Origin of the sequence: Streptomyces sp. NPDC002790, assembly GCF_040295505.1 — a bacterium.
Lineage (GTDB): Bacteria > Actinomycetota > Actinomycetes > Streptomycetales > Streptomycetaceae > Streptomyces.
Genome location: NZ_JBEOVM010000024.1, coordinates 15,838 through 42,360 on the forward strand (window position 1 = coordinate 15,838; position 26,523 = coordinate 42,360).

Genomic DNA, 26,523 nt, shown 5'->3' on the forward strand with positions numbered 1-26,523 from the left:
ACGTCGCCCACCCCGGAGCAGAACGGGACCGATCTACGGCGAGGATCGCCGGCGTCACCAGAGGCCACCTGAGTTCGATGCGGCGATATCGCCCTGAGGCTCAGGGGCGTATCTCGCACAGGGACAGCAAGCAGAGGTTGCCGCCCTGGACCAGGCCGACACCCCCCTGAGTGCGATCAGAGGATCCGACGGAACAGCGGGAAAGCAGACACAGGTTGAAGCCCTGCGTTCCCCGGTAGCCGTCTGTCGTCGTGGCGGTCCGCTGGGGCTGGGAGAGCTGCTGGGAACCCGCGGTTTCACCCTTCATCGGCGCCGCGGAGGCCGACGCGGCCGTGGCTCCGGCAAGGCTCAGAATGACCATGCCGCCCGTCACCGCCATGCCGCGAAGGGCCCTGATCCGTCCTGGACGCTGCATCTGAATACGCTCCTCTGTTCTGGAATGTGACGGCGCGTGCGCGCCGATGCCTCAGCTTTGATCCGTAGACCTCCGGGGTCCGGATGGGTGCCCGGAGCCCTGACGAAGCGCACGCCCGAAATGCCCTCCCCGTCAGTAGAAACAGGACTCAATACGCAGTAGTAACAAATGGTGTTCTGAGTCACAGACCAATCCGAAGCCTCACGCGTCACGGATTCCCCACGAAAGCCGATGCATCGAGAACTTCGCGTGTGCATCGATCGTGGCGAGATCGGGAGGGTGGTCGACGGTGTCGGCACGCAGCACGTGGACCAGGAGCGAGCACATGGCTGACGATGGTTCCAAGAGGCTTCCGTTGACCGTCGCGCAGGAGTCGCTGTGGTTCGCCCATCACCTCCACCCCGGGGGAACCGACTTCACCATCGCTGAATATGTCGATGTGCAAGGGGAGTTGAATCTCTTCCAGCTGCGCCGGGCAGTGACTTTGGTGACGCAGGAGACGGATGCCCTGCGCACCACCGTGACCGACGACCCGGACGGCGGGACGGCCAGTCAGGTCGTCCATGCCAATCGGCCCCTCGGTGTCTCCTTTGTCGATCTGTCAGCGAATGCGAACGCGGAAACCGACGTCCACGTGCTGATGCAAAAGGACCTGTCGGTACCCATCGACATCGTCCACGGGCCCGTCACGGCCTTCATGCTGTTCCGGCTCTCCTCCTCTCGCCATGTGCTGTACATGCGTACGCACCACCTGGTCCTGGACGGTTTCGGGGCCGCAGTGGCGCTGAGCCGCATTGCCGAGACGTACGCGGCCCTCGTCGCCGGAGTCGAGGTCGCGGCTGCCCCGCTCCCCTTGGAGCCCCTGGTGACCGAGGCACGGCAGTACGCGACGTCGACAGCCGGTGCCGAGGACGGGGCGTACTGGCGCGGCCAGTTGGACGGCACCGCGAGCGTGGAACGTCTTACGGACAGCGAGGCACGACCGGGTGCGAAAGTCCTGCGGTGCTCGGTCACGCTGGACGGCGTGCGGTGGCGGCGGTTGCGCGACGGGGCACGCCTCGGACGGGTGGCATGGCCGGCACTGTTCGTGGCCGGCATGGCCGTCTACACACACCGGATGCGAGGCGCGGAGGACCTTCTCCTGGGGATGCCGGTGACAGGCCGTCGAAGCAGGGTGGCGCGGCAGACACCGGGAATGATGTCCCAGATAGTGCCGCTGCGACTGCGCCTGACCCCGGCGGACACAGCCCGTGACCTGCTGCGCCAGGTGCACACCACCATGCGCGGCGCGCTGCGTCACCAGCGCTTTCCGACCGAGCAACTGCGCCGCGAGCGTGGCCTGGTGAGGGGCGAGCCGTTGACGGGGCCGTCCGTCAATGTCCTCGCCTTCGAGGAGAATCTCCAGTTCGGGCCCGCGACAGGAACCCTGCACAATCTGAGCCTTGGCCCGGTGGAGGACCTCACCCTCGCCGTTCACCCCGCTCCCGGCGGTCTCGGTGCCCGCGTCGACATGCTCGCCAACGCGGCGCTCTACGACGAGGAGGCGGTGGCCGGACATCTGGAGCGCGTCACATGGCTGGTCGAGCAACTCCTCGACGACCTGGACCGGCCGCTCGGCGGTCTGGAACTCCTCGGCGCCGAGGGGCAAGCCCGGTTGCTGGATCAGGGCACCGGCGAAGGCGCCGCACCGTCCTGTGGAACGGGTCGGAGCGGTCTGACCGACCAGGCCACGCTGCCGGAGGAACTGGCCCGGCTGGCGCGGGAGATACCCGAGGCTCCGGCCGTGGACGACGGCGTACGCACTCTGACCTTCGCCGAGCTGCATCAGGCAGTCGAAGCGGCGGCATCGGCTCTGCGGGCCGACGGGGCCGGTCCCGGCACGACGGTGGCGGTCGCCCTGCCGCGTTCGGTGGACACGGTGGTGGCGTCACTCGCTGTGCTGCGCAGCGGCGCCGCGTACATGCCGGTGGACGTGTCCTACCCGGTCGAGCGCATCGCCTATCTGCTGGCGGACGCCGAGCCCGTGATCGTGGTCTGCGAGCCCGACGCGGCCGTCGCGGGTCTGGCACCCGACAGCACCGTGGTGCGCGGTCCGTCGTGGGACCTCGACGCTGTGCCCGACGGCCCTCCCTTCGCGGGGCCGCGTGGCGGCGATGCCGCCTACCTCATCTACACATCGGGTTCGACGGGCCGGCCGAAGGGCGTCGTGGTCGAGCACCGCTCGATCAGCAACCTGCTGGCTCATCACCGCGGTGAATCGCATGCCCAGGCCGCGGCGGAGAAGGAAGGTCGGCTGCGTGTGGCGCTCACCGCGGCCACGTCCTTCGACGCGTCCTTCGATCCGCTGCTGTGGATGCTGAGCGGCCACCATCTGCACATCGTCGACGATGCCACGCGCCGCGATCCCGAGGCCCTGGTCCACTTCCTGCGCACCACCCGCATCGACGTCATCGAGACCACCCCCAGCTTCCTGCACCAGCTGCTGGCCGCCGGGCTCACAGCCGACAGCGGGGCGTGGGAGCACCGTCCCACGGTCATCGCACTGGGCGGCGAGCCGGTCCATGAGGAGCTGTGGCAACGCCTGGCCGCAGACGGGGAATTGCTGGTCCACAACTTCTACGGGCCGACCGAGACGACGGTGGACGCGGTCACCGCCCGCGTCGTCGGCGGAGTGCCCACGATCGGGCGGCCGGTCGCCGGCACTCGCGCCTACGTGCTGGACGCGGCGCTGCGCCTGCTGCCGCGCGGAGCGACCGGCGAGCTCTACCTGGCGGGCGCCGGAGTGGCGCGCGGGTACGCGGGCCGGCCCGGTCTGACAGCCGACCGGTTTCTCGCGGACCCCTTCGGCGGCCCGGGTGAACGCATGTACCGCACCGGGGATCTGGTGCGCTGGCACGAGAGCGGGTCCCTGCAGTTCGTCGGCCGCAGCGACGACCAGGTGAAACTGCGCGGCCACCGAGTGGAACTCGGTGAGATCGAATCGGCGCTCCTCGCGCTTCCGGGCGTCGCCGGGGCCGCGGTGACGGTGAACGCCGCGCGGCCCGGCGAGGAGTTGCTGGCCGCCTACCTCGTGCCCGCAGCGGACACGTCCGGCGCCCAGGTGCGCGACGACCCGGGTCAGCTGCGCGACGCGCTGTCGGCGCAACTGCCGCCTTACATGGTGCCCGCGGCCTACTCGGTCCTCGATCGGCTCCCTTTGACGCCGAACGGAAAGCTCGACACCGCAGAACTGCCGCAACCGACGGCAGCGGCGGCAGGCCCCCGGATCATGCCTCGCACCGCCTCCGAACAAGCTGTCTGCGCGGCGATGGCGGAGGTCCTCAACCTGACCGCGATCGGTCGGGACGACGACTTCTTCGCCCTCGGCGGTCACTCGCTCCTGGCCACTGGCCTGCTGTCCCGGCTGGCGGCACGGACCGGAGTCCGGCTGCCGGTCCGAGCGCTGTTCGAGGCTCCGACGGTCGCCGCCCTGGCCGAGCGCGTGGACACACAGACCGAACAGAGCCGGCGTACAAGGACGCAGCACGATCCGACTTTCGGGACGCGCCCTGCGCGGCTCCCCCTGTCCGCGGGCCAGCAACGTCTGTGGATGCTTGAGCAGATGGGCGAGGGCGGGGAGCGCTACCACATCCCCGTAACGGTCCGGCTCGACGGCGAACTCGACGTGGCCGCCCTGCGAGCCGCCTTCTTCGATCTGCTCGCGCGGCACGAGAGCCTTCGCACGGTGTACCGGGAGGACGATCAGGGGCCGCACCAGGTCGTACTGCCTGCCGAGGCGTGCGGCATCGAGCTGCTGTGCACCTCAATGCCCCTGGCCGACGGGGCTACACACGTGGCACAGCCCCGGTTCGACCTCGCCCGACAGCCTCCCGTGCAAGCCCTCCTGCTCACTCATGATCAAGGGGACGGCGCCGGCCGCACCCATCTCCTGGTGCTGACGTTCCACCACATCGTCACCGACGGCTGGTCGATGGGTCCCCTGGTACGCGATCTCAGCTCGGCCTACCAGGCGCGGGCCGGCGGAGAGCCGCCGCAGTGGCAGCCGCTGCCCGCCCAGTACCCGGACTACGCGCTGCGCCAGCGCGCCCTGCTCGGCGACCCGGACGCCCCCGACTCCCTCGCCGCGACACAACTGGTGGACTGGCGCGCGGCCCTGGAGGGGCTACCGCCCGAGCTACCTCTGCCCTGCGACCGGCCGCGACCGGAGCGCGCCACATTTCGTGGCGGCCGGGTCCCGATGCGGCTCGACGCCGCTGAGCACGGCGCGCTCGTCGCGCTCGCGCGCGAGGCGCACGTCAGCCCGTTCATGGTCCTGCACGCGGTGCTCGCCACTTTGCTGCATCGCTTGGGTGCGGGTGACGACATCGTCGTCGGCACTCCGGTGGCAGGACGCGACGAGGAAGCGTTCCACGATGTCGTGGGCTTCTTCGTCAACACCCTTGTCCTGCGGGTCGACGCGGCAGGCGACGTCGCCTTCCGCGAGCTGCTGGAACGGGTGCGGGAGACGGACCTGGGCGCCTACAGCCGTCAGGATCTGCCCTTCGAACAGCTGGTGGAGGCTCTCGCCCCACCGCGGTCCCTCTCGCGCCATCCCCTCTTCCAGGTCATGCTCGCCCTCAACAACACCGCCGCTCCGCGGCTCGACCTCCCCGGGGTACGAGCGGCGGTGCTCCAGCCCGAACGGACGACTGCGAAGTTCGACCTCACCTGGGACTTCACCGAGCTGCACGATGCGGACGGTCTCCCCGTCGGCCTGTCGGGCGAACTGGAGTACAGCGCCGAGCTGTTCGACGAAAGCACGGTCCGGCGCTTCGCGGACCACTTCGTGCGTCTGCTGCGCTCCGCTCTCGCCGCTCCCGGGCGACGGCTGAGCGAGCTGGAAATGCTCACGGCCGACCAGCGCCACGCGGCTTTGGACACGGCCCGGACGCCTGGTGCCACGGCCCAGGGGCCCCAGCTGGTGCACAGTATCTGTGACGTGCTGGAGACGCAGGCCGCCGTCACGCCAGGGCGCATCGCCGTGGCCGACGGTCGGCACACGGTCTCCTTCGGTGAACTGACAGCCGAACTGCACGGCATCGCCCGGCGTCTGATGGCCGAAGGGGTGCGTCCAGGTGATCGCGTCGCGGTGGCCCTGCCCCGTTCCGTACGTCAGATCGCGGCCGTCTTCGGCGTCCTGCGGGTCGGCGCGGTGTACGTTCCCCTCGATCCCGCGCACCCCAAGGAACGCAACGCGCAGATCCTTCGGTCCGCGCAGCCCGCGCTCCTGATCACCGAACGGGCCGTCGCCGCCGGCCTGCCGGCCTCCGGTACGCCCGCGCTATATCTGGACGAGACGCACGCCGACCCTGCGGAAGATGTGCTGCCGCTGGACGGGCCCCGGGGCTCCGATCCCGCGTACGTGCTGTACACCTCCGGCTCCACCGGCAGGCCCAAGGGTGTGGTCGTCGAACACCGTGCGCTCGCGAACCTGCTGCGCCACCACGGGCGCACGCTGATCGAGCCCGCCGAACGGGCCAACAACGGTCGGCCCCTGCGCGTGGCCCTGACCGCGGCCGCGACCTTCGACGCGTCGTGGGATCCGCTGCTGTGGATGGCCGCCGGACACGAGCTGCACCTCGTCGACGACCGGAGCAGGCGGGACCCGGAGGCGCTGGTTCAACTGCTGCACGAGCGGCGGGTCGACGTGATCGAGACGACGCCGTCCTTCCTTGAGCAGCTGCGGATGTGCGGCCTGTTCGCACCCGGCAGGCCCTGGCCGCGCGTGGTGGCGCTGGGCGGCGAGCCGGTGCGGGAGAAGCTGTGGCGGGAGCTGGCGGAACTGCCCGGTGTGGCCGTGTGGAATCTCTACGGGCCGACCGAAACGACCGTGGACAGTGTCATCGCCCGGGTCACCCCCGGTTCCGCACCCGGCATCGGCCACGCGGTCTCCGGAATGCGCGCCCGGGTCCTCGACGCGCGGCTGCGCCCCGCGGCGCCGGGCGTCACGGGTGAGCTGTATCTGGCCGGTGCCGGCGTGGCCCGGGGCTATGACGGCGCGACCGGCCTGACCGCCGACCGGTTCCTCGCCGACCCCTACGGTCCTCCGGGCAGCCGGATGTACCGGACCGGCGACCTGGTGCGCCGTCGGCCGGACAGTTCGCTGGTCTTCTTGGGCCGAACCGACTCCCAGGTCAAGGTGCGCGGATTCCGTGTCGAGACGGGAGAGGTGGAGGCCGCCCTCACAGCCCATCCGGCTGTCCGGCAGGCCGTCGTGACCGTCCTCGACGCTGCGGACGGTGCCAGGCTGGTGGCCTGGGCCGTGCCGGAGACCGGCGCGGAGCCGAAGGCCGCCCAGCTGCGCGCGTTCGTCGGCGACCGGCTCCCGGCCTATATGACGCCCTCTCACATCGTGACGGTGGCGAACATCCCCCTGACGGTGCACGGAAAGACCGACTTCGCGGCCCTTCCCGCGCCGGACGCCGCGGCGGACGAGCAGGGCGAGGCTCCGCGCACTCCGCAGGAGGAGATTCTCTGCGCGTTGTTCGCCGAGTGCCTGGGCACCGGGTCCCTGAGCCGGGACGCGGACTTCTTCGCGCTCGGCGGCCACTCGCTGATGGCCACCCGCATCGTCAACCGCGTCCGGAACGCCTTCGGCGTCGAGATCCCGGTCCGCGCCCTGTTCGAGGACCCCACACCGGCCGGACTGGCCCGGCACCTCGACGGCGCCGCACGCGGCCGTCCGACCCTGCACGCCCGGACCGACCGCCCGGCGGACCTGCCCCTGTCCTTCGCGCAGCAGCGGCTCTGGTTCCTCAACCGGATGGACTCCGGCGACGCCTCGTACAACCTGCCCATGGCCGTGGCTCTGCGGGGGCGGCTGGACGTGCCCGCACTGCGCGGTGCGCTCGGCGACGTGGTCGTCCGGCACGAGAGCCTGCGCACGGTCCTGCGTGACGGATCGGGCCGGTCCGGGAGCCCGGCCCAGCGCATCCTGTCCCCCGGGGAGGCCATGCCCGACCTCCCTGTCACCTTCACCGATGCCGACCAGGCGCCTGAGCTGCTGCACAGGGCGGCCCGCAGGGGCTTCGATCTCGCTACAGACCTCCCGGTGCGCGCCGAGCTCGTGCGGACCGGCGCCAAGGAGCACGTTCTTCTGTTGGTCGTGCACCACATCGCGGCCGACGGCTGGTCCATGGGGCCGCTGGCCCAGGACCTGGCAGCCGCCTACGCCGCACGAATAGCCGGCCGTACCCCGGACTGGACTCCGCTTCCGGTCCAGTACGCGGACTACGCCCTGTGGCAGCGCGAACTGCTGGGCAGCCCCGACGACCCCGACAGCGTCCACGCACGCCAACTCGCCCACTGGCAGCAGACGTTGACCGACGCCCCCACCGAACTCGCCCTGCCCACGGACCGGCCGCGGCCCGCAGTGGCCTCGGGGCACGGAGGTCGCGTCGCCCTGCCCCTCACCAGGGATGACGGGCGACGGCTGACGGAGCTGGCCCGCCACGAGGGCTCCAGTGCCTTCATGGCCCTGCACGCTGTGCTCGCCGCGTTGTTGGACCGCTTCGGCGCGGGCGAGGACATCGTCGTCGGCACACCCGTCGCCGGCCGCACCGACGAGGCCCTCACCCCACTGGTGGGCTTCTTCGTCAACACACTGACCCTGCGGGTCCACACCGACGGCGACCCGGACTTCCGTGGTCTGCTGCACCGCACCCGCGAAGCCGATCTGGCCGCTTACGCGCACCAGGACCTGCCCTTCGAGTCGCTCGTGGAGCACTTGGCGCCACCGCGGTCCCTGTCCCGGCACCCGCTCTTCCAGGTCATGCTCTCCCTGAACAACGCCTCGCGCCCGGCACTTGACCTTCCCGGTCTGCACGCCGCAGTGCAGGGCGTGGACACAGCCGCCGCCAAGTTCGACCTGTCGTTCAACTTCTCGGAGCAGGCCGGCAACGGAGAACTGACCGGCGAGCTGGAGTTCTCACACGGCCTGTTCGACACGGCGTCGGCGCAGTTGCTGGCCGACTCCTTCGTCGCTCTGCTGCGGCTCGTCGTCGCGGAGCCGGACACCCGGTTGTCCCGGCACGATCCCCTCGACCGGGACACCGAGCGGCCGGGCACATCTGGGCCGCAGTGCGCGCCCCGGCATCCGACGGTGGTGGCGGGCTTTGCGGCGACGGCGGCCACGATGCGCAGCAGCGACATCGCGGTGCGCTGCGGCAGCCAGGCGCTGTCCTTCGCGGAACTGTCCCAGAACAGCGCCCGACTGGCCCATCTCCTCCGGGCGCACGGCGTGGGCCCGGACCGTACCGTCGCGGTGCTGCTGCCGCGCTCCACCGAATCCCTGAGCGCTCTGCTCGGTGTGCTGGCGGCCGGCGGCACGTACGCGCCGCTGGACGACGCTTTGCCGCACGCGCGCGTGGCCGCCGTACTGGAGGATGCTCAGCCCGACGTGGTGCTGGCAACCAGTGAGACCGCCGGCCGGGTTCCCTCCGGGTCGTGGCAGGTGGTCCTGCTGGACTCCCCCGACACCCGGACGGTCCTGGCCGCTCTGCCCGGCGAGGCCCCGCCCGAGAGTGCGCCCGGCCCCCGGGACGCGGCCTACGTGCTGCACACCTCGGGCTCCACCGGGCGCCCCAAGGGCGTCGTCGTCGAACACCGGTCGCTGGCCCAGCTGTGGGAGCACCACCGGCGAACCCTGTTCACGCAGGCGGCGCCCGACGGCCGCAGGCTGCGGGTGGCGCTGACCGCCTCGCTGTCCTTCGACGCCTCCTGGGATCCCGTCCTGTGGATGCTGGCCGGACACGAGCTCGTCGTCGTGGACAACGACACCCGCCGCGATCCGGCCGCCCTCGTACGGGCCGTGCGCGAGGAGCGCATAGACGTGCTGGAGACCACGCCCAGCCACGCGGCCGCGCTCCTGGACGCCGGACTGTGCGACGCCACGGAATCCGCACACCGCCCGGCCGTCCTGGCGCTCGGCGGCGAGGCCGTGCCACCCGGCCTGTGGCGGCAACTGCGCGAGGTGGCCGGCCTCACCGTCTGGAACCTCTACGGTCCCACCGAGGCCACTGTCGACACCTTGTACGCTCCCTTGCACGAGACAGAGCGGCCTGTGCTCGGCCGCCCTGTCGCCGGGACCCGCTGCTACGTCCTCGACCGTCACCTGCGGCCCGCCGCACCCAACGCGACCGGCGAGCTGTACCTCGCGGGCGCCGGTCTGGCACGCGGCTACCTCGGACGTCCCGCCGAGAGCGCCGCGCGCTTCGTCGCGGATCCGTTCGGCCCGCCGGGCGAGCGGATGTACCGCACCGGTGACCTCGTACGCCGCTGCACCGACGGCCAACTGGAGTTCACGGGCCGGGCCGACGGCCAGCTGAAGGTACGCGGTTTCCGGGTGGAGCCCGATGAGATCGTCGCTGTACTCGAGCGACAGCCCGGCATCGCACGGGCGGCAGTGGTGCTGCGTTCGGTGGGCGCTCAGGAGGCGCACGGTACGGAGCAGTTGGTCGCCTACGTGGTGCCCCACGACGACGCCGGGCCACTCGGTCCGGACGGCCACGACCTGGACCGGTTGCGCGCGGCCGTCGCCGCCGAACTGCCCGGGTACATGGTCCCTGCCGCGTTCGTCCCGCTCGGTTCGCTCCCCCTGACCGCGAGCGGCAAGCTCGACCGTCGAGCCCTTCCGGCACCCCGGGACGGGCAGGGAGCCCGTGGCGCGGGTCGGCCTCCGGCCGGGCCTCGTGAGGACCTTCTGTGTGCGCTGTTCGCAGAGGTTCTGGGCATGGAACGGTGCTGGGCCGACGACGACTTCTTCGCGCTGGGCGGCCATTCCCTGCTGGCAGCACGTCTGTTGGCCCAGGTGCGTGACGCCACCGGCACGGACCTGGGCATCCGGGCGCTGTTCGAGGCTCCCACCCCGGCCGGTCTCGCGACCGCGCTGGCTCGACGCGAGGCGGAGTCCGGCGACGCCCGCGCGGAGGCGGACCTGGACTCCCTGCTGCCGCTGCGCGTCAGCGGCAGCCTCGCGCCACTGTTCTGCGTGCATCCGGCCGGCGGTCTGGCCTGGTCCTACGCCGGGCTGCTGCAGCACGTCGCCGACCGGCCGGTCTACGGACTCCAGACACCCAACCTGGATGGCACCCGGCCCTTCCCCGAGAGCATCGAGGCGATGGCCGCCCATTACATCGACCAGGTGCGCACCGTGCAGCCGCACGGCCCCTACCGGCTGCTCGGCTGGTCCTTCGGCGGCAACGTCGTCCAGGAGATCGCCGTCCAACTCCAGGCAGCAGACGAGGAGGTGGCGCTGCTGGCGGTGATGGATGCCTTCCCTGTGCCGCCCGCCGACGGTCTGGAGGACGCCGGCCGCGATGTCGTCTTCCGCGCCCTGCTCACCGCGCTCGGCCTCGACATCTCCGCCTGGGACGCCGACGCCCCGCTCGACGCGTCAGCAGTGCGGGACGCGCTGCGGGACACCGGCAGTCCTCTCGGCGCCTTGGAGCCGGCCACCATCGAGGCGATGGTCGGCAACTTCGCCGCCCAGGCCCGCCTCATGCGCAGTTACGCACCGCGCGCCTTCCGCGGTGACGTGCTCTTCTTCCGCGCCACGGAGGAAGACCCCGCGAACGGTCTCGTGCCTGCCCTGTGGGATCCGTACATCGACGGAACCCTCCAGGTGCACGACGTGCCGTGCGGCCACGCCCAGATGCTCCGCCCCGACTCGCGGGCCCTCATCGGCCCCGTCCTCGACGCGGCACTGCGCGCCACCTGAACCACTCACTCCACCGTCACGAAAGAGAGCCCCCCAGATGACCAACCCGTTCGACAACCCCGCCATCCAGCACCGTGTCCTGATCAACGACGAGGGCCAGCACTCCCTGTGGCCCGAGTTCGCCGACGTCCCCGAGGGCTGGCACGTCGTCCACGGACCCACGACCCGCGAGGCATGCGTCGCCTACGTCGACGTCCACTGGACGGATCTCACGCCCCGCAGCGCTCTGGCATCGCGGTGAGCGCACAAGGAACGCGTCTGCTCAGCCCGCTCAGGCAGCCCCTCCCGCACCACGAACACACGGGTCGGGGGGCGGCACGCCCCAGAGGGCAGGACACCATTGTGGCGGAGGGCCTCACGCGCAGTTTCGGGAACCGCCAGGCACTCGCGGGCATCGACCTGCGGGCGCCGGCGGGCAGCGTACTCGGCCTCCTCGGCCCCAACGGCGCGGGTAAGACCACCACGGTGCGCATCCTCACCACCCTGCTCCGCCCGGACGGGGGCCGTGCCCTCGTCGCCGGCCACGACGTGTGCGAGGCACCGGAAGCCGTGCGCGAACGCATCGGCCTGTCGGGGCAGTACGCCGCCGTCGACGAGCGGCTCACCGCCCGCGAGAACCTCTACCTCGTGGCCCGGCTCTACGGCATGGGCCGCACAGCAGGTCGCCGCCGCGTCGGTGACCTGCTCGACCGGTTCACGCTCAACGAGGCAGCCGACCGGCCCAGCGGCAGCTTCTCCGGCGGCATGCGCCGCCGTCTCGACCTGGCCGGCGCTCTCATGGCACGCCCTGCCGTCGTCTTCCTCGACGAGCCCACCACCGGGCTCGACCCGCGCGGCCGCACCGACACCTGGCAAGCCGTGCACGACCTGGTGGCCGACGGCACCACCGTCCTGCTCACCACCCAGTATCTGGAGGAAGCCGACCAACTCGCCGACTCCATAGCCGTCATCGACGACGGCCGCGTCATCGCCCGAGGCACCGCGCACCAGCTCAAGGACGCCGTCGGCGGAGACCGCATCACCCTCCGCCCCGCCGACGCACGAACCACCGCGGCGATCGCCGAACTCCTGGCAGGGCTGAGCCCGTACCAACCGGAGGTGGACCGACGGACGGGGCTGGTCTCCATAGCAACCGACAACGGCGCCGCCGACCTGCAACAGGCCCTTACCGCCCTCCAGTCGGCACGGCTCACCGTGCGGGACGTGTCGCTGGCGCCCCCCACCCTCGATGACGTGTTCCTCGCACTGACCGGCAAACCTCAGACCCGCCCCACCTCCACGGACATGCCGGATGCAGAGGAACTCGTACAGCTCGACGGACCCGGCGGAAGCGCACAGCCGGAAATCCGCGACGGACGACGGAGCCGCACCGGCCGCAAGAAGGGAGCCCACGCATGGCGACGATGAACCTGGCCCCGCACAAACGGACCGGCCTGCTCCGCCCGGCCCGTGACGGCCTGTTGATCGCCGAGCGCAACCTCATCAACCTGCGCCGCACACCGGGAGCGGTCATCGCCGCACTCATCCAGCCACTCATGTTCGTCCTGCTGCTCGCCTACGTCTTCGGAGGCAGCCTCGGTGGCGCCCAGTACCGCACGTTCTTGATGGGCGGCATCTTCGCCCAAGCCGTGACGTTCAACGCCTCGTTCACAGCCATCGGGCTCGCCGCCGACATGGACAAGGGCATGATCGACCGCTTCCGCGCACTGCCCATGCCGCGCGGCTCCGTCATCCTCGGCCGCACCCTGTCCGACCTGGCCATGAGCACCGTCACCCTCATCGTCACCTCCCTGTGCGGACTGCTGGTCGGCTGGCGCATCGAGGGCTCCGTCGCAGGGGCTGTGACCGCCTACGCCCTGATCCTGCTGTTCGCCTTCGCCATGTCCTGGGTCGGAGCGACCATCGGGCTCATGGCCCGCAGCGTCGAAGTCGCACAGAGCGCCGGACTCATCTGGCTGTTCCCCGTCACCTTCGTCTCCGGCGCCTTCGTCTCCATCACCACGATGCCCGGCCCGCTGCGCACCATCGCAGAGTGGAACCCCGTGTCGGCGACCGCCACCGCGACCCGTTCCCTCTTCGCGAACGAGGCGCCGGCGGCGATAACGCCACCTCATTCCTGGCCCGTCCAACACGCCACCGCATACGCCCTGTTGTGCGCATGCGCCATCATCGCGATCTTCATGCCTTTGGCGATCAGCAGGTACCGGAGGATCGCTCGACGCTGACGGAGGTGGGCGTCGCGGGCCAACACCCCTGACGCAGCGCACCTGGGCCGACAGCCGTTCACAGGAGGGCGACAGCTTGCTCATACCCTGTGCATGGACAGGTCAAGAACGCTGCGGGCATGCATGGACACGTACCCCGCAGCCCTGAAGTCGAGCGCACCCGCCGCTGGTTCATGAACAAGGCACTGCTCGCCGGCGGTGTGGCCGCCGTCGCCACCATGACCGGCTGCTCCGCGAACTCCTCCGACTCCGCGCAGGCCTCCGCGTCCTCCGGTCAGCCCTCGGGGATGCCCTCGGGCGGACCGGGCGGGCCGGGAGGCGGCGCCGGCGGCATGGGGCCGGGCGCCGCCGAGGTGAAGTACGACGACTTCAAGGGTCTGACCACCGATGGCAAGGTCGTCGACGACCTGTACTCGGTCCACTCCACCGGCGTCTCGACGACGGCCGTGGTGCAGGCCGCGCAGAAGCTCCTCGACGGGCTCTCCGCGAAGCAGCGCCGCTCGTGCACGTTCGACGTGGACGACGACGAGTGGCTGGCCTGGAGCAATGTCGACGGGTACGAGCGCGAGGGCGTCCGCATGGGCGACATCACCGCCGCTCAGCGGAAGTTGGGTTACGCGTTGCTCGGCAAGGCCCTCTCGGCCGACGGTCTCACGCAGACCCGCAACATCATGAAGCTCAACGGCTTCCTCGGCGAGTACAGCGGCGGCAACAAGGACACCCTCACCGAGGGCGCGTACTTCTTCACCTTCATGGGCACCCCGTCGACCACGAAGCCGTGGGGTTTCCAGTACGAGGGCCACCACGTCGTGATCAACTACTTCGTGCTCGGTGACCAGGTCGTGATGACGCCGACGTTCATGGGCTCCGAGCCGACGAAGGCCACGTACAAGGGCGAGAAGATCCAGCTCTTCAAGCCGGAGACGCGGGCGGGGCTCACGATGATCCGCTCGCTGTCCCAGGCGCAGCGCGCCAAGGTCATCGACTCCAAGAAGGAGAAGAGCGGCACCGACATGATCGCGGGCGCAGGCCAGGACAACCTGAAGCTCGCCTACGCGGGTCTGCCCGGCTCGAAGATGACGAGCGCGCAGCGTCAGAAGCTGCTCGACCTGGTCGGGGTCTACATCGGTTACATGGACGAGGGGCACGCGGAGGTGAGGATGAAGGAGGTGGAGGAACACATCGAGGCGACCTACTTCTACTGGCTCGGCAGCACCAAGGACTCCTCGGCCTTCTACTACCGCGTGCACAGTCCCGTGGTGCTCATCGAGTACGACGCGCAGTCACCGCTCGCGTACGGCACCAAGTCCGGTGCCCAGTCGGGCTCCAAGCCCGGAGACGGGAACGCCGGCGGCCCGCCAAGTGGTGAGCCCAGTGGTCAGCCCAGTGGTGCACCGTCCGGCGGGCCGGGTGGTGGTATGGGGGGAGGTAAGCCGACGCAGCAGCACATCCACACCATCATCCGGACTCCGAACGGCGGAGACTACGGCGTGGACCTGCTCAAGCTCCACCTCGAGACCGACCACTGAGCCACTGACACCTTCGGCGATGCATCGGCGCGTAGAGATCGTGCAGCCGGTCGGCCTGGTGGTGGTCCACGAGATGGGCGTGCTCGGCGACCGGCGCCTCGATCTGCGCACGGGTCGCGGCTTCGACGGCCGCCTGTCACGCGGCTCACGGCAGGGGCGTCCGTTCCAGCGGACGCCCTTAATGCGTTGACAGCGCCGGATGCCACTTGGAACATCGCCCCTGCCCAACCATGCCGTGCCCACCTGAGAGAAACGGACTTCATCATGCGCCAACTCGTGTGCCCCGCCGTCGCCGTCGACCTGCACACGAGGAGCCATGAACCGTCCGCACTCTCCCGCCCCAGCACACCATGACACCGGTCCCGCCGACGCGGAGCCCAGCGCCCGGCGGCTCAATCTGGGCGTGGTGGCCCACGTCGACGCAGGCAAGACCAGTCTGACCGAGGCGCTGCTGCATGTCGGCGGTGCCATCGAACAGGTCGGCCGGGTGGATGACGGCACGACCCAGACCGACACCCTGTCCCTGGAGCGGCAACGCGGCATCACGATCCGCTCCGCCGTCGCGGCCTTCGCGATCGACGACGTCACCGTCAACCTCGTCGACACCCCGGGCCACCCCGACTTCATCGCCGAGGTCGACCGCTCGCTGGCTGTCCTCGACGGCGCGGTCCTGGTGCTGTCCGCCGTGGAGGGCGTGCAGGCCCAGACCATCGTGCTGTACCGGGCGCTGCACCGTCTCGGCATCCCCGTGGTCTTCTTCGTCAACAAGATCGACAGGGCCGGCGCCGCGCCCGAGAGGGTCCTGGAGGGAATCCGGAGCCGTCTGAGCACGGCTCTCGTACCGCTCGGCCACGTGCACGCCCCCGGCACGGCCGCAGCCGAGGCCACACCATGCGCATGGAAGGACCCCGTCGAGTCGGAGCGCCTGACGGAGTTGCTCGCGGACCACGACGAGGATCTGCTCGAGGACTGGCTCGCCCGCGATCGCCCCATCGGAATGCAGCGGCTCCGTGCAGCCCTCGGACGCCTCGCTCGTGCCGGTGTTGTCCACCCGGTTCTGTTCGGCTCGGCCCGGACCGGTGCGGGCGTCCGTCCGCTGATCGAATCCGTCACCGACCTGCTGCCGGTTGCCGCCGCCGACGACCACGCACCGGCGGCGGCACAGGTGTTCAAGGTCGAACGCTCGAAAGGGCAGCGCGTGTGCACGGTGCGGATGCGTACCGGGACGCTCAAGGTCCGCGACCGGGTGTCGCTCGGCGATGACCGGGCGGCCACCGTAACGGGCATGGAGGTCTTCAAACCCGGCGGGGCCATGCCGTGCGACCATGCGACGGCCGGTGAGATCGTCCGGATCCGGGGCCTCGACGGCGCTCGGATCGGAGACTGGATCGGGCGCCGCCCACCTGCCGCCTCCGCGGCGACAGCACTGCCGGAGCCGGGCTTCGAGACCAGAGTGGTTGCCCAAGACCCCGCCCGGCAGGGCGAGTTGCACAGGTCCCTGGCCGAACTCGCGGACATCGACCCGCTGATCGGCCTGCGGCCCGAGCGCGGTGCCGCACGGATCAGGATCTACGGCGAGGTGCAACAGGAGGTCCTGGCGGACACACTCGCGGCCGAATACGACATCGCCGTCGACTTCCGGGACACCGGCGTGGTCTGCGTCGAACGACCGTCGGCGACCGCCAGCGCCGCGCTGCGCATGGGCGACGCCGGCCACCGGTACAGCTACACGCTCGGCGTGACCGTGGAACCGACCGCGCCCGGCACCGGAGTCGAACTCGTCGTCGCCGCGGCCCGGTCCACGCTGCCCCTGCACGTGTACGGCAACGTCGACGGTTACCGGACCGCACTGCTGGAGTACCTCCACGAGCCCTTGGCGGTCGGCCCGCACGGCTGGCGGGTGACCGACGCACGGATCACCGTCACCGAAAGCGGCTACCAACCGCCGGCACCGCAGGCCGCAGAGGTCAGACGCACCACCAACCTGGTGGTTCGCGAGGCACTCCAACGGGCCGGGACGAACATCTGTGAACCCGTCGACCGGTTCGTCCTCGAAACTCCAACAGAGGACCTGTCCCCCGTACTCGCTCTGCTGGCCCACCACAGCGGTGTCCCCGAGACACACCAGACCACCGGCCCCCTCACCGTGGTCACTGGAACCCTGCGGAAGGCGGAAGTGCACGCAGTACGCGGAGGGTTGCACGGCGCGGCTCGCGGCGAGGGCGTTCTTGACTCCGTCCACGACTCCTATCGGCCCGTACGAACCACTGGAAGAAGGCATGACTGACGCTCCCAGAGCGGCGCCCTGACCCACCTCGGCGCACACTCGCGCATCGGTCAGATGACCGATGTCGTGCCCTGCGGCCAGACCTACTGTCCCCTGCATGAACAGCAGCAGGAGTGGTGGCCATGGGCTGGACGGCAAAACCGCAGTGATCACGGGTGCGGCCGGCGGTATCGGTGCCGCCGCCGCTGAGCGGCTGGCACGCCTCGGAGCCCTCGTGGTGCGTGCCGACGTCCAGTACGCGGAGGGCGGAGAGCGGCCGGACCGTGTGCACCTCGATGTCACCGATCCCGCGTCGTGGAACCGGTTGCGTGACATTGTCCGCCGCGAGTTCGGGCCGGTCGACCTGCTGGTGAACAACGCCGGTGTCAGCGCGCGGGCGGACCTGCTCGGCACCAGCGACGAGGACTTCACGCGCGTGCTGGCGGTGAACGCGTTCGGCCCGTGGCGAGGCATCAAGACCTTCGCCGACGACCTGGCCCGTACCCGAGGTGTCATCATCAACGTCGGCTCGATCTACGGTGTCACCACCCCACCCGCCGGCGACGGCACGGTCCCGTCCTCGGTCGCGTACCAGATGAGCAAGGCCGCGGTGCACCAGCTCACCAAGGTGGCCGCCGTCGAGCTCGCTCCGCGCGGCATCCGCGTCAACGCCCTGCTGCCCGGTGTCTTCCGCACCGCGCTCCTGGAGGACCTGCCGCCTCAGGCCCTGCGGGCGCGCGTCGACGGCGCCCCGATGACCCGGCCTGGCGAGACCGACGAACTGGCACACGCACTCACGTTCCTCGCCGGGCCCGAGTCCTCGTTCATCACCGGCGTGCTGCTGCCCGTGGACGGCGGTTATCTCGCCGCCGCCTGACCTGCGCCGCGTTCCCCCGCATTCCTCAAGTGCCCCTCTGCGCCCCCTCAAGAGACCCTCGCGAGAAGAGAGATCATGAAGGCATCAACGACCGAGGCACCAGCCGTCGACACCGGCCCCAGAACCGGCCTCAAGCTGCGAGCGGTCGTCTCCGGCAGCATCGGCAACCTGCTCGAGCAGTACGACAATCTCGTCTACGCCTACTCGGCGGTGTATCTGAGTGCCGCGTTCTTCTCCGGCGGTGGCTCCGTGTCGTCGATGCTCTCGACCTTCGCCGTGTTCGCCGTCGGTTTTCTGGCCCGTCCGCTCGGCACGGTCTTCTTCGGGCACATCGGCGACAAGATGGGCCGTCGGCCCGCCCTGCTGGCCAGCGTGATCCTCATGGGTTCGGCGACGGTCCTGATCGGGCTGCTGCCCGGTTACCGGACCATCGGGGTCGCCGCCCCCGTGCTCCTGGTGGTGCTGCGGCTGTTCCAGGGCTTCGCCGTCGCCGGTGAGTGGGCCGGGTCCGCGGCCATGCTGGTGGAGTACGCGACTCCGCGCACTCGCGGCAGGTTCGGCAGCCTCAATCAGGTCAGCACCGCTGCCGGGTTCCTGGTGGCCGCCGGTGTGGTGGCGCTGAACTCCCTGTTCTGGAGCGAGCAGGGCATGCGGGACTTCGGCTGGCGGGTGCCGTTCCTCGTCGGCGCTGTGACCGCCGTCGTGGCTCTGCTGCTGCGCTTCGGTCTGGAGGACACCCCTGCCTTCCGCGAGCAGGAGGCCGCCGGGGAGACCAGCGCGAGCCCCCTGCGGCTGGCGCTGCGCACCCAGAAGAGCGCCATGGCCCGTGGCTTCTTCTTCACCGTGAGCTGGACCGTCGCCTACTTCTTCTTCCTCACGTACCTGCCGACACATCTGCGTGAGCAGGTCGGGATCGACTCCGCGATCGTCGAGGCGTCGAACATCGTGGGGCTGGTCGTGCTGACCGTGGCCATCTTCGGATTCGGCATGCTGTCCGACCGGATCGGCCGCAAACCGCTGCTGCTGATCGGCTCCGGCGGCCTCGTGCTCCTGAGCTATCCCGCCATGCTGGTGTTCCAGACGGGAAGCACCGCAGGTGTGTTCCTCGGCCAGATCGTCATCGGGCTGATCATCGCGGCGTTCTCCGGGCCAGGTCCTGCCGCGCTCGCCGAACTGTTCCCCACCAACGTCCGCTACTCGGCGTTGGGCATCGGCTACAACTTCTCGGTCATGGCCTTCGGCGGCACCGCCGGCTTCATCGCGACGCTGATCATCGACCGCACCGGCAACGCCGTCGCCGTGGCGCTGCTGCCGACGATCGCGGCCCTCATCACCTTCGTCACCGTGTGCCGCATGCCCGAGACCTACCGCTCCGAACTGAAATGAGAGATGCCATCGTGTCCGCAGCGACCCCGACCTCCCACCAGGACCCGCGGCTGATCGTCGTCCAGGGCAGCTACCGTCAGATGGGCGAGGACCTGGGCCTGGCCACCGCCGACCTCATCGCCCGCAGCCTCGACACCTACATGGGCCGGTTCCGCGACGACGCCGGGCTCAGCGACGCCGACATCGACGGCTGGGGACGGATCTACCTGGACATCGCCGCGTCGTACTCCCCCGAGATCGCCGCGATGCTCGAAGGCATGGCGACCGGCGCCCGCCAGCCCGCCCACCGGCTCGCCGCGCTCAACGCCCGCACGGAGATGCTGTACGGCACCGGCTACCGCGACGAAGGTTGCACCTCCCTGTCGGTGCTGCCGCGGCACACCGAGAACGGGCACACCCTGCTCGCCCAGAACTGGGACTGGCACCCCGAACAGGCCGAGGTCACCTTCCTGCTCGCCACCCGCGACGAGACCGGGTTCAGTGTGCTGTCCCTGGCCGAGGCGGGCATGCTCGCGAAGAGCGGCCTCAACTCCGCCGGGCTCGGGGTGTGCGCCAACCTGTTGGTGTCCGACCGGGACCAAGGCGGCGCCGGAGTCCCGTACCACTACCTGCTGCGCGGGGCGTTGCAGGCACGGACGATGTCCGGCGCGCACAAGAAGCTGCTGCCCGTCGAACGGATCTCGTCCGGCAACATCATGCTCGCCGACGGCACGGGCGGCGAGGCCGTCGACTTCGAACTGGCACCGGGCGTCTTCGGAACGTTGCTGCCCGAGAACGGGCTGATCGCCCACGCCAACCACTTCGAGTCACCCCTGCCGCTGCACGACAAGAAGGCGGCGACCAGCGCACTCACCGTCCTGCGTTCCGTACGGGCCAGGCACCTGCTGGAACCCGCGCTCGACGAGCGCCGGGTCGGCGTCGCCGATCTCGTGACCACCCTGCGCGACGAGTGGTCCTTCCCGGACGGCATCTGCCGTCACCCCGACCCCGACGTCCCGGAGGGCGAGCGCAACGCGACCGTCTACTCCGTGGTCATGGACCTGACCGACCGGGTGCTGTGGATCGCGCCGGGGCCGCCCAGCCGGCACGGATACGCACGCTGGGAACTGGACACCCTCTTCCAGGACCAGACCCCGGCGCCCCTGGAGTTCCTTCCGAAGGACACCCTCAACGCCCAGAGCGAGGAGACGTACGCATGAGCCGCGGAACTGTCTGTCTGACCTTCGACTTCGACGCCATATCGCTGTGGATGGCGCGCGGCCAGACCACGCCGGGCCCGGTCTCCCGGGGCGAGTTCGGCGCCTACGTCATCGATCGCATCCTGGCCCTGCTGCGCCGCACGGAGGTACCGACCACGTTCTTCATTCCGGGCCACACCCTGGAGACGTATCCGGCACAGAGCGCGGCGGTCGCCGAGGCCGGGCACGAGATCGCGCTGCACGGATACGCCCACGAACCGGTGTCGACGCTGGACCGGGACACCGAACTCGCGGTCAACCGCCGTTCGGCGGCGCTGATCGAGAAGCTGACCGGTGCCCCGCCTGCCGGGCACCGCACCCCCAGTTGGGACTTCACCGAGCACACCGTCGACATCCTCACTGAGCTGGGCATTGTCTACGACTCGTCCCTGATGGGCACCGACTTCGAGCCCTACGTCGCGCGCTCCGGCGACCGCTGCCCGGCCGACGGTCCGTTCCGGTTCGGCCCCGACTCGGCCGTGGTCGAACTCCCAGTGTCCTGGACGCTGGACGACTATCCGCACCTGGAGTACGTCCGCACCCCGCAGCTCCTGATGCCCGGACTCCAGGACGCCGACGCGATGTTCGACCGGTTCCTGCGCGATGTGCGCTACATGACGGAGACCGTGCCCGACGGGGTGGTGACGGTGACACTGCACCCGCAGGTCGTGGGCCGGGGCGCGCGGATGGCAGCTCTCGAGCGCTTCATCACCGGCTGCCAAGAGCTGGACGTGACGTTCGAGCGGTGCGTCGACGTGGCGCGCCGGGTGCGGCCCGCGCTGGTCGGGGCGTGACGGCTGTGCGGCGTTCGGTGCTGGTGATCGGCGCGAACGGGGGCATCGGGCGCGCCGTGGTGGACCGGCTCACGGCAGACGGCTGGTCGGTCACGGGCACGGATCTCCCGGAGATCGACCTGGCCCGTAGCGGCGTGGTGGCGGAACATGTCGCGCGACTCTGGGCCGAGCAGGGTGGCTTCGACGCGCTGGTGCACGCGGCAGGCGTGTTCCCCGCCGTGCCGGTCACGGAGAGCGATGAGGAGCTGTTCGACCGGGTCATGGCCGTGAACACCCGCTCGGCGCTGGGCGCGGGAGCCGAGTTCGTGCGCCGCTGCCACGCCAAGGGCCGGCCAGGGACGCTGCTCTTCGTCAGCAGCGGGGCCGCCACCAGAGCCAGGCTCGGGACGGCCGTCTACGCCGCGTCCAAGGCGGCGCTCGACGCGCTGGTCCGCGGGTTCGCGCTGGAGCACGGCCGCGACGGCATCCGCTGCTGCGCGGTGGCACCGGGCTTCGTCGACGTGGAGTCGGCCGTGAACCCCGTACCGCGGTCGTACGTGGAGGCGCTGACGCAGGCTTCGGTGCGCGGGCGGGTCGGGCGCCCCGACGACGTCGCCGCGGTGTTGAGCTGGCTGCTCGGGCCGGACGCGAACTGGGTCAACGGGCGGACCGTTCCAGTCGACGGCGGCGACGGCATCGGGGCGCTCACCGCGCCGAACTGGCTCAGCTGACGAGGGGTGGCGTGGAGGGCGCCAGCCGCTGATTGACGCCACCGCTGATCCGGTAGATGAGGTGCGGGTGGCCACGGGCAGGGTCGCCCGTCTCGTCCGGATAGCTCAGGCCGCGCTGGCCCCGCCCCACGAACTGGTGGGCCCCCGTCACACCGAACGACGTCGACGTACGCAACTGCTCACGGACGGCGGCGAAATCCCACGGTCGGCTGGCCCGGCTCCACGCCTGCGCCAGCACATTGACCATGTCGTAGTGGACGGCCGCGGCGGCAGGCCCCGGGTCGGCACCGAACGCGGCACGGAACCGCTGCTCGAACGCCATGCACAGCGGGCCGTCCACATTACCGATCACCGTCGACCACAGCAGCCCCTCGCTCAGGCCTCCCAGCCGCCGCGAGAACTCCGGGGCGGCCGGCGACCACGCCGCATGGAACGTGGCGCTTTCCCGGAGCCCGGCGGCGGCCTCCAAGAACGCGCGCAGGGTCGGTTCCGGGAAGATCGACAGCGACACCAGGTCGGGATCCGCCAGCTCAAGGCGGTGGACGACATCCGCGAAGTCCAGCGCGTCGTCGGCCACCGACTCCAGGAACACCAGATCCCAGTCGGCCTCGGCTGCCTGCCGCTGCACACGCTCCACGAGGCCCGGGTCGAAGGTGCTCGCCCGCTGCAGCACGGCCAGCCGCCGACGCCGCGGCCGGAACGCACCACTGTCCTCCAGATCCCGGACGGTGCGCAGCAGCCCGGGTACGTACGCGGACTCGGTGGAGCAGACCTGGAAGACGGCCCCGAGACCGGCCGGGTCCGCGCGCACCCCCTCGGACAGCGCCTGCCCGGTCATGCTGTGCAGCACCGGGGTACCGGACGCATTGGCCGCGGCGAGCGCCGGCAGAGCGATCGGCAGCGGGAAGTTCCCGAACACGATGCCGTCCACCCCGCGCTCCGCCAAGTCCCTTACCGTTCCCAGGAGTTCACCCGGCGCCGCGGACACGGTCACATGCTCGACCTCACGACCGGACACCCCACCACGCGCCGCGATCTCCCCCACCGCCAGACGTGCGCCGCGCCGCATCGCCAGCACCTGGGTACCGGCCAGAGGGTCGGCCGGGTACACGGAGGCAAGGAGCGCGGGCCGCCGCACGGGCGGCCGGGTGACGGCCGGGCGCGGCGCCGGTTTCCGGTCACCGAGTACACCGAGCAGCGCCGGGGGCAGCACGAGGGCGGAGGTCGGCAGCGGGGCGACGTAGGCGTCCTCCGCCGCGATCAGCGTCGCCACGGACGCACGGGTCCGCACCCCGAGCTTCGCGAATATGTGCTCAAGATGGGTGGCGACGGTCCGCCGCGAACAGGCCAGCACGGCCGCGATCTCCTGGTTTCCCAGCCCGCCGGCGACGCAGGTGGCCACCTCCAGCTCCCGGACGGTGAGCCCGAACGGCGCCTCGGAGTCGTACACGTCGAGCCGCACCACACCACGCCCGGCGTCCGGCACGTCGAGAGCGACGCGGCGCACCGTGTTCCCAGTGATGTCCAGGTAGCGCAGCCCCCGGCCGGGCAGAGCATCTGTCGCACGCCGGGCGACGAGCACCAGATCGGGCCGCGCGGCGAAGAACTCCGGGTCGCTCCCACTGCCCGGCCCGTTCACCGGCTGCAACCACCGCCGCGACCCGGGCAAGGGAGCGGCCGACTCATCCAGCCTTCTCACCATGGATCTCCTCTCCACGCCCGCGCGTGGGCCGGTCGAGGCATCCGCCGGTACCGATAACACCTGCACACCACGAACCAGCCCGGGGAACGGTGTCCAGGCAACGATCTTACCGGTCATGGCAACTGGGGCATTCGGCAAGAACTACGGCGGTGGCACCGGTTCTCGCCCGATGCGGGAGGGGCAGATCGGGTGTCAGGGCAAACGAAGAAGCCGTTCGAGAAGCTCGGCGTCATAGCGGGCGATGAACGCGTCGACCTCGCCCAGCAGCCGGTCGAGGTGGTCCCGCATCAACCCGGCAGCGCCTTCCGCGTCACGCCCGGCCATCGCCTCGACGATGGCTTCGTGCTCGGACACGCTGAGGGCGCCGTGGTGATGCGTCTCCAGGATGATGTCCAGGGCCGCCTCGACGCGGTCGTGACTGGTGTCGAGCACGATCGAGATCATCGCCTGCACCAGCGGGTTCCGTGCGGGGCCGCTCACCAGCCGGTGGAACGTCAGAGCGATGTCGCGGGGAGGGCGCTTCTCCCCCTTGGCACGGTCATGGTGCTCGGCCACGACCCTCCGCAGGACGTCGAGATCGACATCGGAGATCCGCTCCGTGGCGTCGCGCACCGCCTCGGGTTCGATGGCGCGCCTGGCCTTGAGCAGATGGACCACGTCCTGAGCCGTGCGGACCTCGGATGCCGACGCGAGACTCGCGCTCCGCGACACTCGGCGGAGGCGCTCCACCGCCCGGACGCCCTCCTCGGTGAGGACACGCCCCTTGGCCCCCAGCTGCACGGTCAGCTCGCGGGCGTCCAGGTGACGCAGTCGGCGCGCCACGCTGGACTCGGAAACTGTCCGGCCGCGTGCGGCCAACGCCGCGCTGATCTGCCGAGCGCCCACCGGGCTGTCGGCTTCGTGGATGACGACAAGCAGCGCGTCAGCAACGTTGTCGTCAAGCGGGTCCGGCATCGGTGACGCGCCACGTACCGATTCGCTCACAACACTCCCCATTCGGAGACGGCAACGGGCATGGGCCCGTGCCTCCAACCACTCGGACGCCAGTATGCCAGCCCTGGTTGCCGTCCCCCACAGGCGACCGATGTCCGTCACCATTGACGGACATCGGTCGTCCGAGGCAGACTCCCCGCCATCGAAAGGCCGCCTTCTCGCGGAATCGGCGGTTCCGGTGGTCGCCTGACGTTGGCACGGTCCATGTGGCCCTGTGGCAGCTCAGACGTCCCTCTCCAGAAGGAGAAGCGATGACTACTTCGGTCGGGGCTGCCACCGCCCCTCCCAACCAGCGCCGTTCCCGCGTCAGATGGGTCATGATCTGGCTGGCCTTCGCCGGCCTGCTCATCTCTTACGTGGACCGGGCCAACCTCTCGGTCGCCCTGCCCTACATGACCCACGACCTGAACATCGACCCGGCTCTCTCGGGGCTGCTCCTCGGCGCCTTCTTCTGGACGTACTCCCTGTTCCAGATCCCGATGGGCTGGCTCGTCGACCGCTTCGGCAGCCGCATGCTCTACGCCGCCGCCGTTGCCTGGTGGTCACTCATCACGGTCGCCATGGCCGCCGTCCGCGGTCTCGGCACCCTGATCGGTGCCCGGCTGCTGCTCGGCATCGGTGAGGCGGCCGCATTCCCGGCGTGCACGAAGGTCGTGGAGCGGTGGTTCCCCCGCCAGGAACGCGGCACCGCTTCGGGGATCTACGACAGCGGGGCACGAGGCGGCACGCTGCTGGCCACCCCCGTGGTGACCGCGCTGATCGCGGTCGTCGGCTGGCGCGGCTCGTTCGTCATCACCGGGGCGCTCGGCCTGATCTGGGTGGTGTTCTGGCTCAAGATGTACCGCGAGCCCCGCGAGCATCCCAAGGTCAACGCGGCGGAACTCGCCCACATCGAAGCCGGCCAGGCGCAGGAGACCGACGCCCCCGCAGACGCCCCCCAGCCACGCTGGCAGGACCTGCTGCGGTACCGAACGATCTGGGGAATGGCGTTGGGCTTCGCCTGCCAGTCCTTCGTGATCTATTTCTTCATCACGTGGTTCCCGTCCTACCTCGTGGAGGCCCGCGGGTTCTCCCTGCTCTCCCTTGGCATCCTCGGCATGATCCCCGCGATCACGGCGTTCATCGGCAATTTCGTGGGCGGTTGGGCCACGGACGCGCTGGTCCGGCGCGGTCACAGCCTGACGCTCGCCCGTAAGTCCTGCATCGTGGCGGGGATGCTCGTCTCGTCGGTCATCGGTCTGGCGGCCGTGGTCGACAGCAGTGCGATGGCGCTGATCCTGCTGTCGCTGTCCTTCGGCGGGGTCACGTTCGCGACCTCCAGCATCGTGACGCTGCCGGCCGACGTCGCCCCGGTGTCGACCCGGCCGTGGGCCTCCACCATCCAGGGCTTCCAGAACTCGCTGTCGAACCTCGCCGGTGTCGCCAGCCCGTTCGTCATCGGTCTCCTCTACAGCCGGACCGGCTCCTTCACCGGAGGCCTCGTCGCAGCGGCGGGCGTCGCCGTCGCCGGCTGCCTCGTCTACCTCTTCATGGTCGGCGACATCGAGCCCCTCAAGGTCAAGGGGCAACCGGAGACCGCACCGGCGCCCCTCAACTGACCCTCGATCCACCACAGTTCCGCTGAACATCTGG

General features: G+C 70.3%; 16 protein-coding genes. 13 read left to right on the forward strand and 3 right to left on the reverse strand.

Annotated elements, in window-relative coordinates; all coding sequences use genetic code 11:
- Window positions 1–100: 100 nt before the first annotated feature.
- Window positions 101–415 carry a hypothetical protein gene (locus ABT004_RS14200; RefSeq protein WP_351335676.1) on the reverse strand — a complete coding sequence of 105 codons (315 nt, stop codon included), beginning with the start codon at window positions 413–415 and terminating at the stop codon, window positions 101–103.
- Window positions 416–740: 325 nt separating this feature from the next.
- Here ABT004_RS14200 and ABT004_RS14205 point away from each other — a divergent pair, with 325 nt between their 5' ends.
- The 12 genes from ABT004_RS14205 (at window position 741) to ABT004_RS14260 (ending at window position 22,196) form a co-directional block, all read left to right on the forward strand.
- A complete protein-coding gene (locus tag ABT004_RS14205; RefSeq protein WP_351335679.1) occupies window positions 741–11,171 on the forward strand; it encodes a non-ribosomal peptide synthetase in 10,431 nt (3,476 codons plus the stop codon).
- A 37-nt stretch (window positions 11,172–11,208) separates the two neighbouring features.
- Window positions 11,209–11,412: an MbtH family protein gene (locus tag ABT004_RS14210; RefSeq protein ID WP_351335682.1), complete on the forward strand. Its 204-nt coding sequence runs from the start codon at window positions 11,209–11,211 to the stop codon at window positions 11,410–11,412.
- 98 nt (window positions 11,413–11,510) lie between these two features.
- Window positions 11,511–12,578 carry an ATP-binding cassette domain-containing protein gene (locus tag ABT004_RS14215; RefSeq protein WP_351335817.1) on the forward strand — a complete coding sequence of 356 codons (1,068 nt, stop codon included), beginning with the start codon at window positions 11,511–11,513 and terminating at the stop codon, window positions 12,576–12,578.
- Complete coding sequence (locus ABT004_RS14220; RefSeq protein WP_351335685.1) at window positions 12,566–13,396, forward strand: ABC transporter permease; 831 nt, start codon at window positions 12,566–12,568, stop codon at window positions 13,394–13,396. The genes ABT004_RS14215 and ABT004_RS14220 overlap by 13 nt, the downstream gene beginning before the upstream one ends.
- A gap of 119 nt (window positions 13,397–13,515) precedes the next feature.
- Complete coding sequence (locus tag ABT004_RS14225; protein ID WP_351335687.1) at window positions 13,516–14,925, forward strand: DUF3500 domain-containing protein; 1,410 nt, start codon at window positions 13,516–13,518, stop codon at window positions 14,923–14,925.
- 19 nt (window positions 14,926–14,944) lie between these two features.
- Window positions 14,945–15,115 carry a hypothetical protein gene (locus tag ABT004_RS14230; RefSeq protein WP_351335689.1) on the forward strand — a complete coding sequence of 57 codons (171 nt, stop codon included), beginning with the start codon at window positions 14,945–14,947 and terminating at the stop codon, window positions 15,113–15,115.
- Window positions 15,116–15,241: 126 nt separating this feature from the next.
- Window positions 15,242–17,212, forward strand: coding sequence for a GTP-binding protein (locus tag ABT004_RS14235; protein WP_351335692.1), 1,971 nt, complete (start codon window positions 15,242–15,244; stop codon window positions 17,210–17,212).
- 97 nt (window positions 17,213–17,309) lie between these two features.
- Window positions 17,310–18,068, forward strand: a complete 759-nt coding sequence (locus ABT004_RS14240; protein WP_351335695.1) for an SDR family NAD(P)-dependent oxidoreductase — start codon at window positions 17,310–17,312, stop codon at window positions 18,066–18,068.
- Between the two features lie 75 nt (window positions 18,069–18,143).
- On the forward strand, window positions 18,144–19,454 hold the full coding sequence (locus tag ABT004_RS14245; RefSeq protein WP_351335698.1) for an MFS transporter: 1,311 nt from the start codon (window positions 18,144–18,146) through the stop codon (window positions 19,452–19,454).
- Between the two features lie 11 nt (window positions 19,455–19,465).
- Entirely contained in the window at window positions 19,466–20,653 is a 1,188-nt protein-coding gene (locus ABT004_RS14250) for a C45 family autoproteolytic acyltransferase/hydrolase (RefSeq protein WP_351335701.1), read from the forward strand.
- The gene (locus tag ABT004_RS14255) at window positions 20,650–21,486 is read left to right on the forward strand and encodes a polysaccharide deacetylase family protein (RefSeq protein WP_351335704.1); all 837 of its coding nucleotides are present in this window, start codon (window positions 20,650–20,652) and stop codon (window positions 21,484–21,486) included. The genes ABT004_RS14250 and ABT004_RS14255 overlap by 4 nt, the downstream gene beginning before the upstream one ends.
- Complete coding sequence (locus ABT004_RS14260; RefSeq protein WP_351335707.1) at window positions 21,483–22,196, forward strand: SDR family NAD(P)-dependent oxidoreductase; 714 nt, start codon at window positions 21,483–21,485, stop codon at window positions 22,194–22,196. Before ABT004_RS14255 ends, ABT004_RS14260 begins: the two co-directional genes overlap by 4 nt.
- On the opposite strand, the gene ABT004_RS14265 is transcribed toward ABT004_RS14260, so the two are convergent.
- Window positions 22,189–23,898, reverse strand: coding sequence for an ABC transporter substrate-binding protein (locus ABT004_RS14265; RefSeq protein WP_351335709.1), 1,710 nt, complete (start codon window positions 23,896–23,898; stop codon window positions 22,189–22,191). The genes ABT004_RS14260 and ABT004_RS14265 overlap by 8 nt on opposite strands.
- A 192-nt stretch (window positions 23,899–24,090) precedes the next feature.
- Window positions 24,091–24,852, reverse strand: a complete 762-nt coding sequence (locus ABT004_RS14270; protein WP_351335711.1) for an FCD domain-containing protein — start codon at window positions 24,850–24,852, stop codon at window positions 24,091–24,093.
- A gap of 290 nt (window positions 24,853–25,142) precedes the next feature.
- Between ABT004_RS14270 and ABT004_RS14275 the strand changes: the two genes are divergently transcribed.
- Window positions 25,143–26,489, forward strand: coding sequence for an MFS transporter (locus ABT004_RS14275; protein ID WP_351335713.1), 1,347 nt, complete (start codon window positions 25,143–25,145; stop codon window positions 26,487–26,489).
- The last annotated feature ends 34 nt before the right edge of the window (window positions 26,490–26,523 follow it).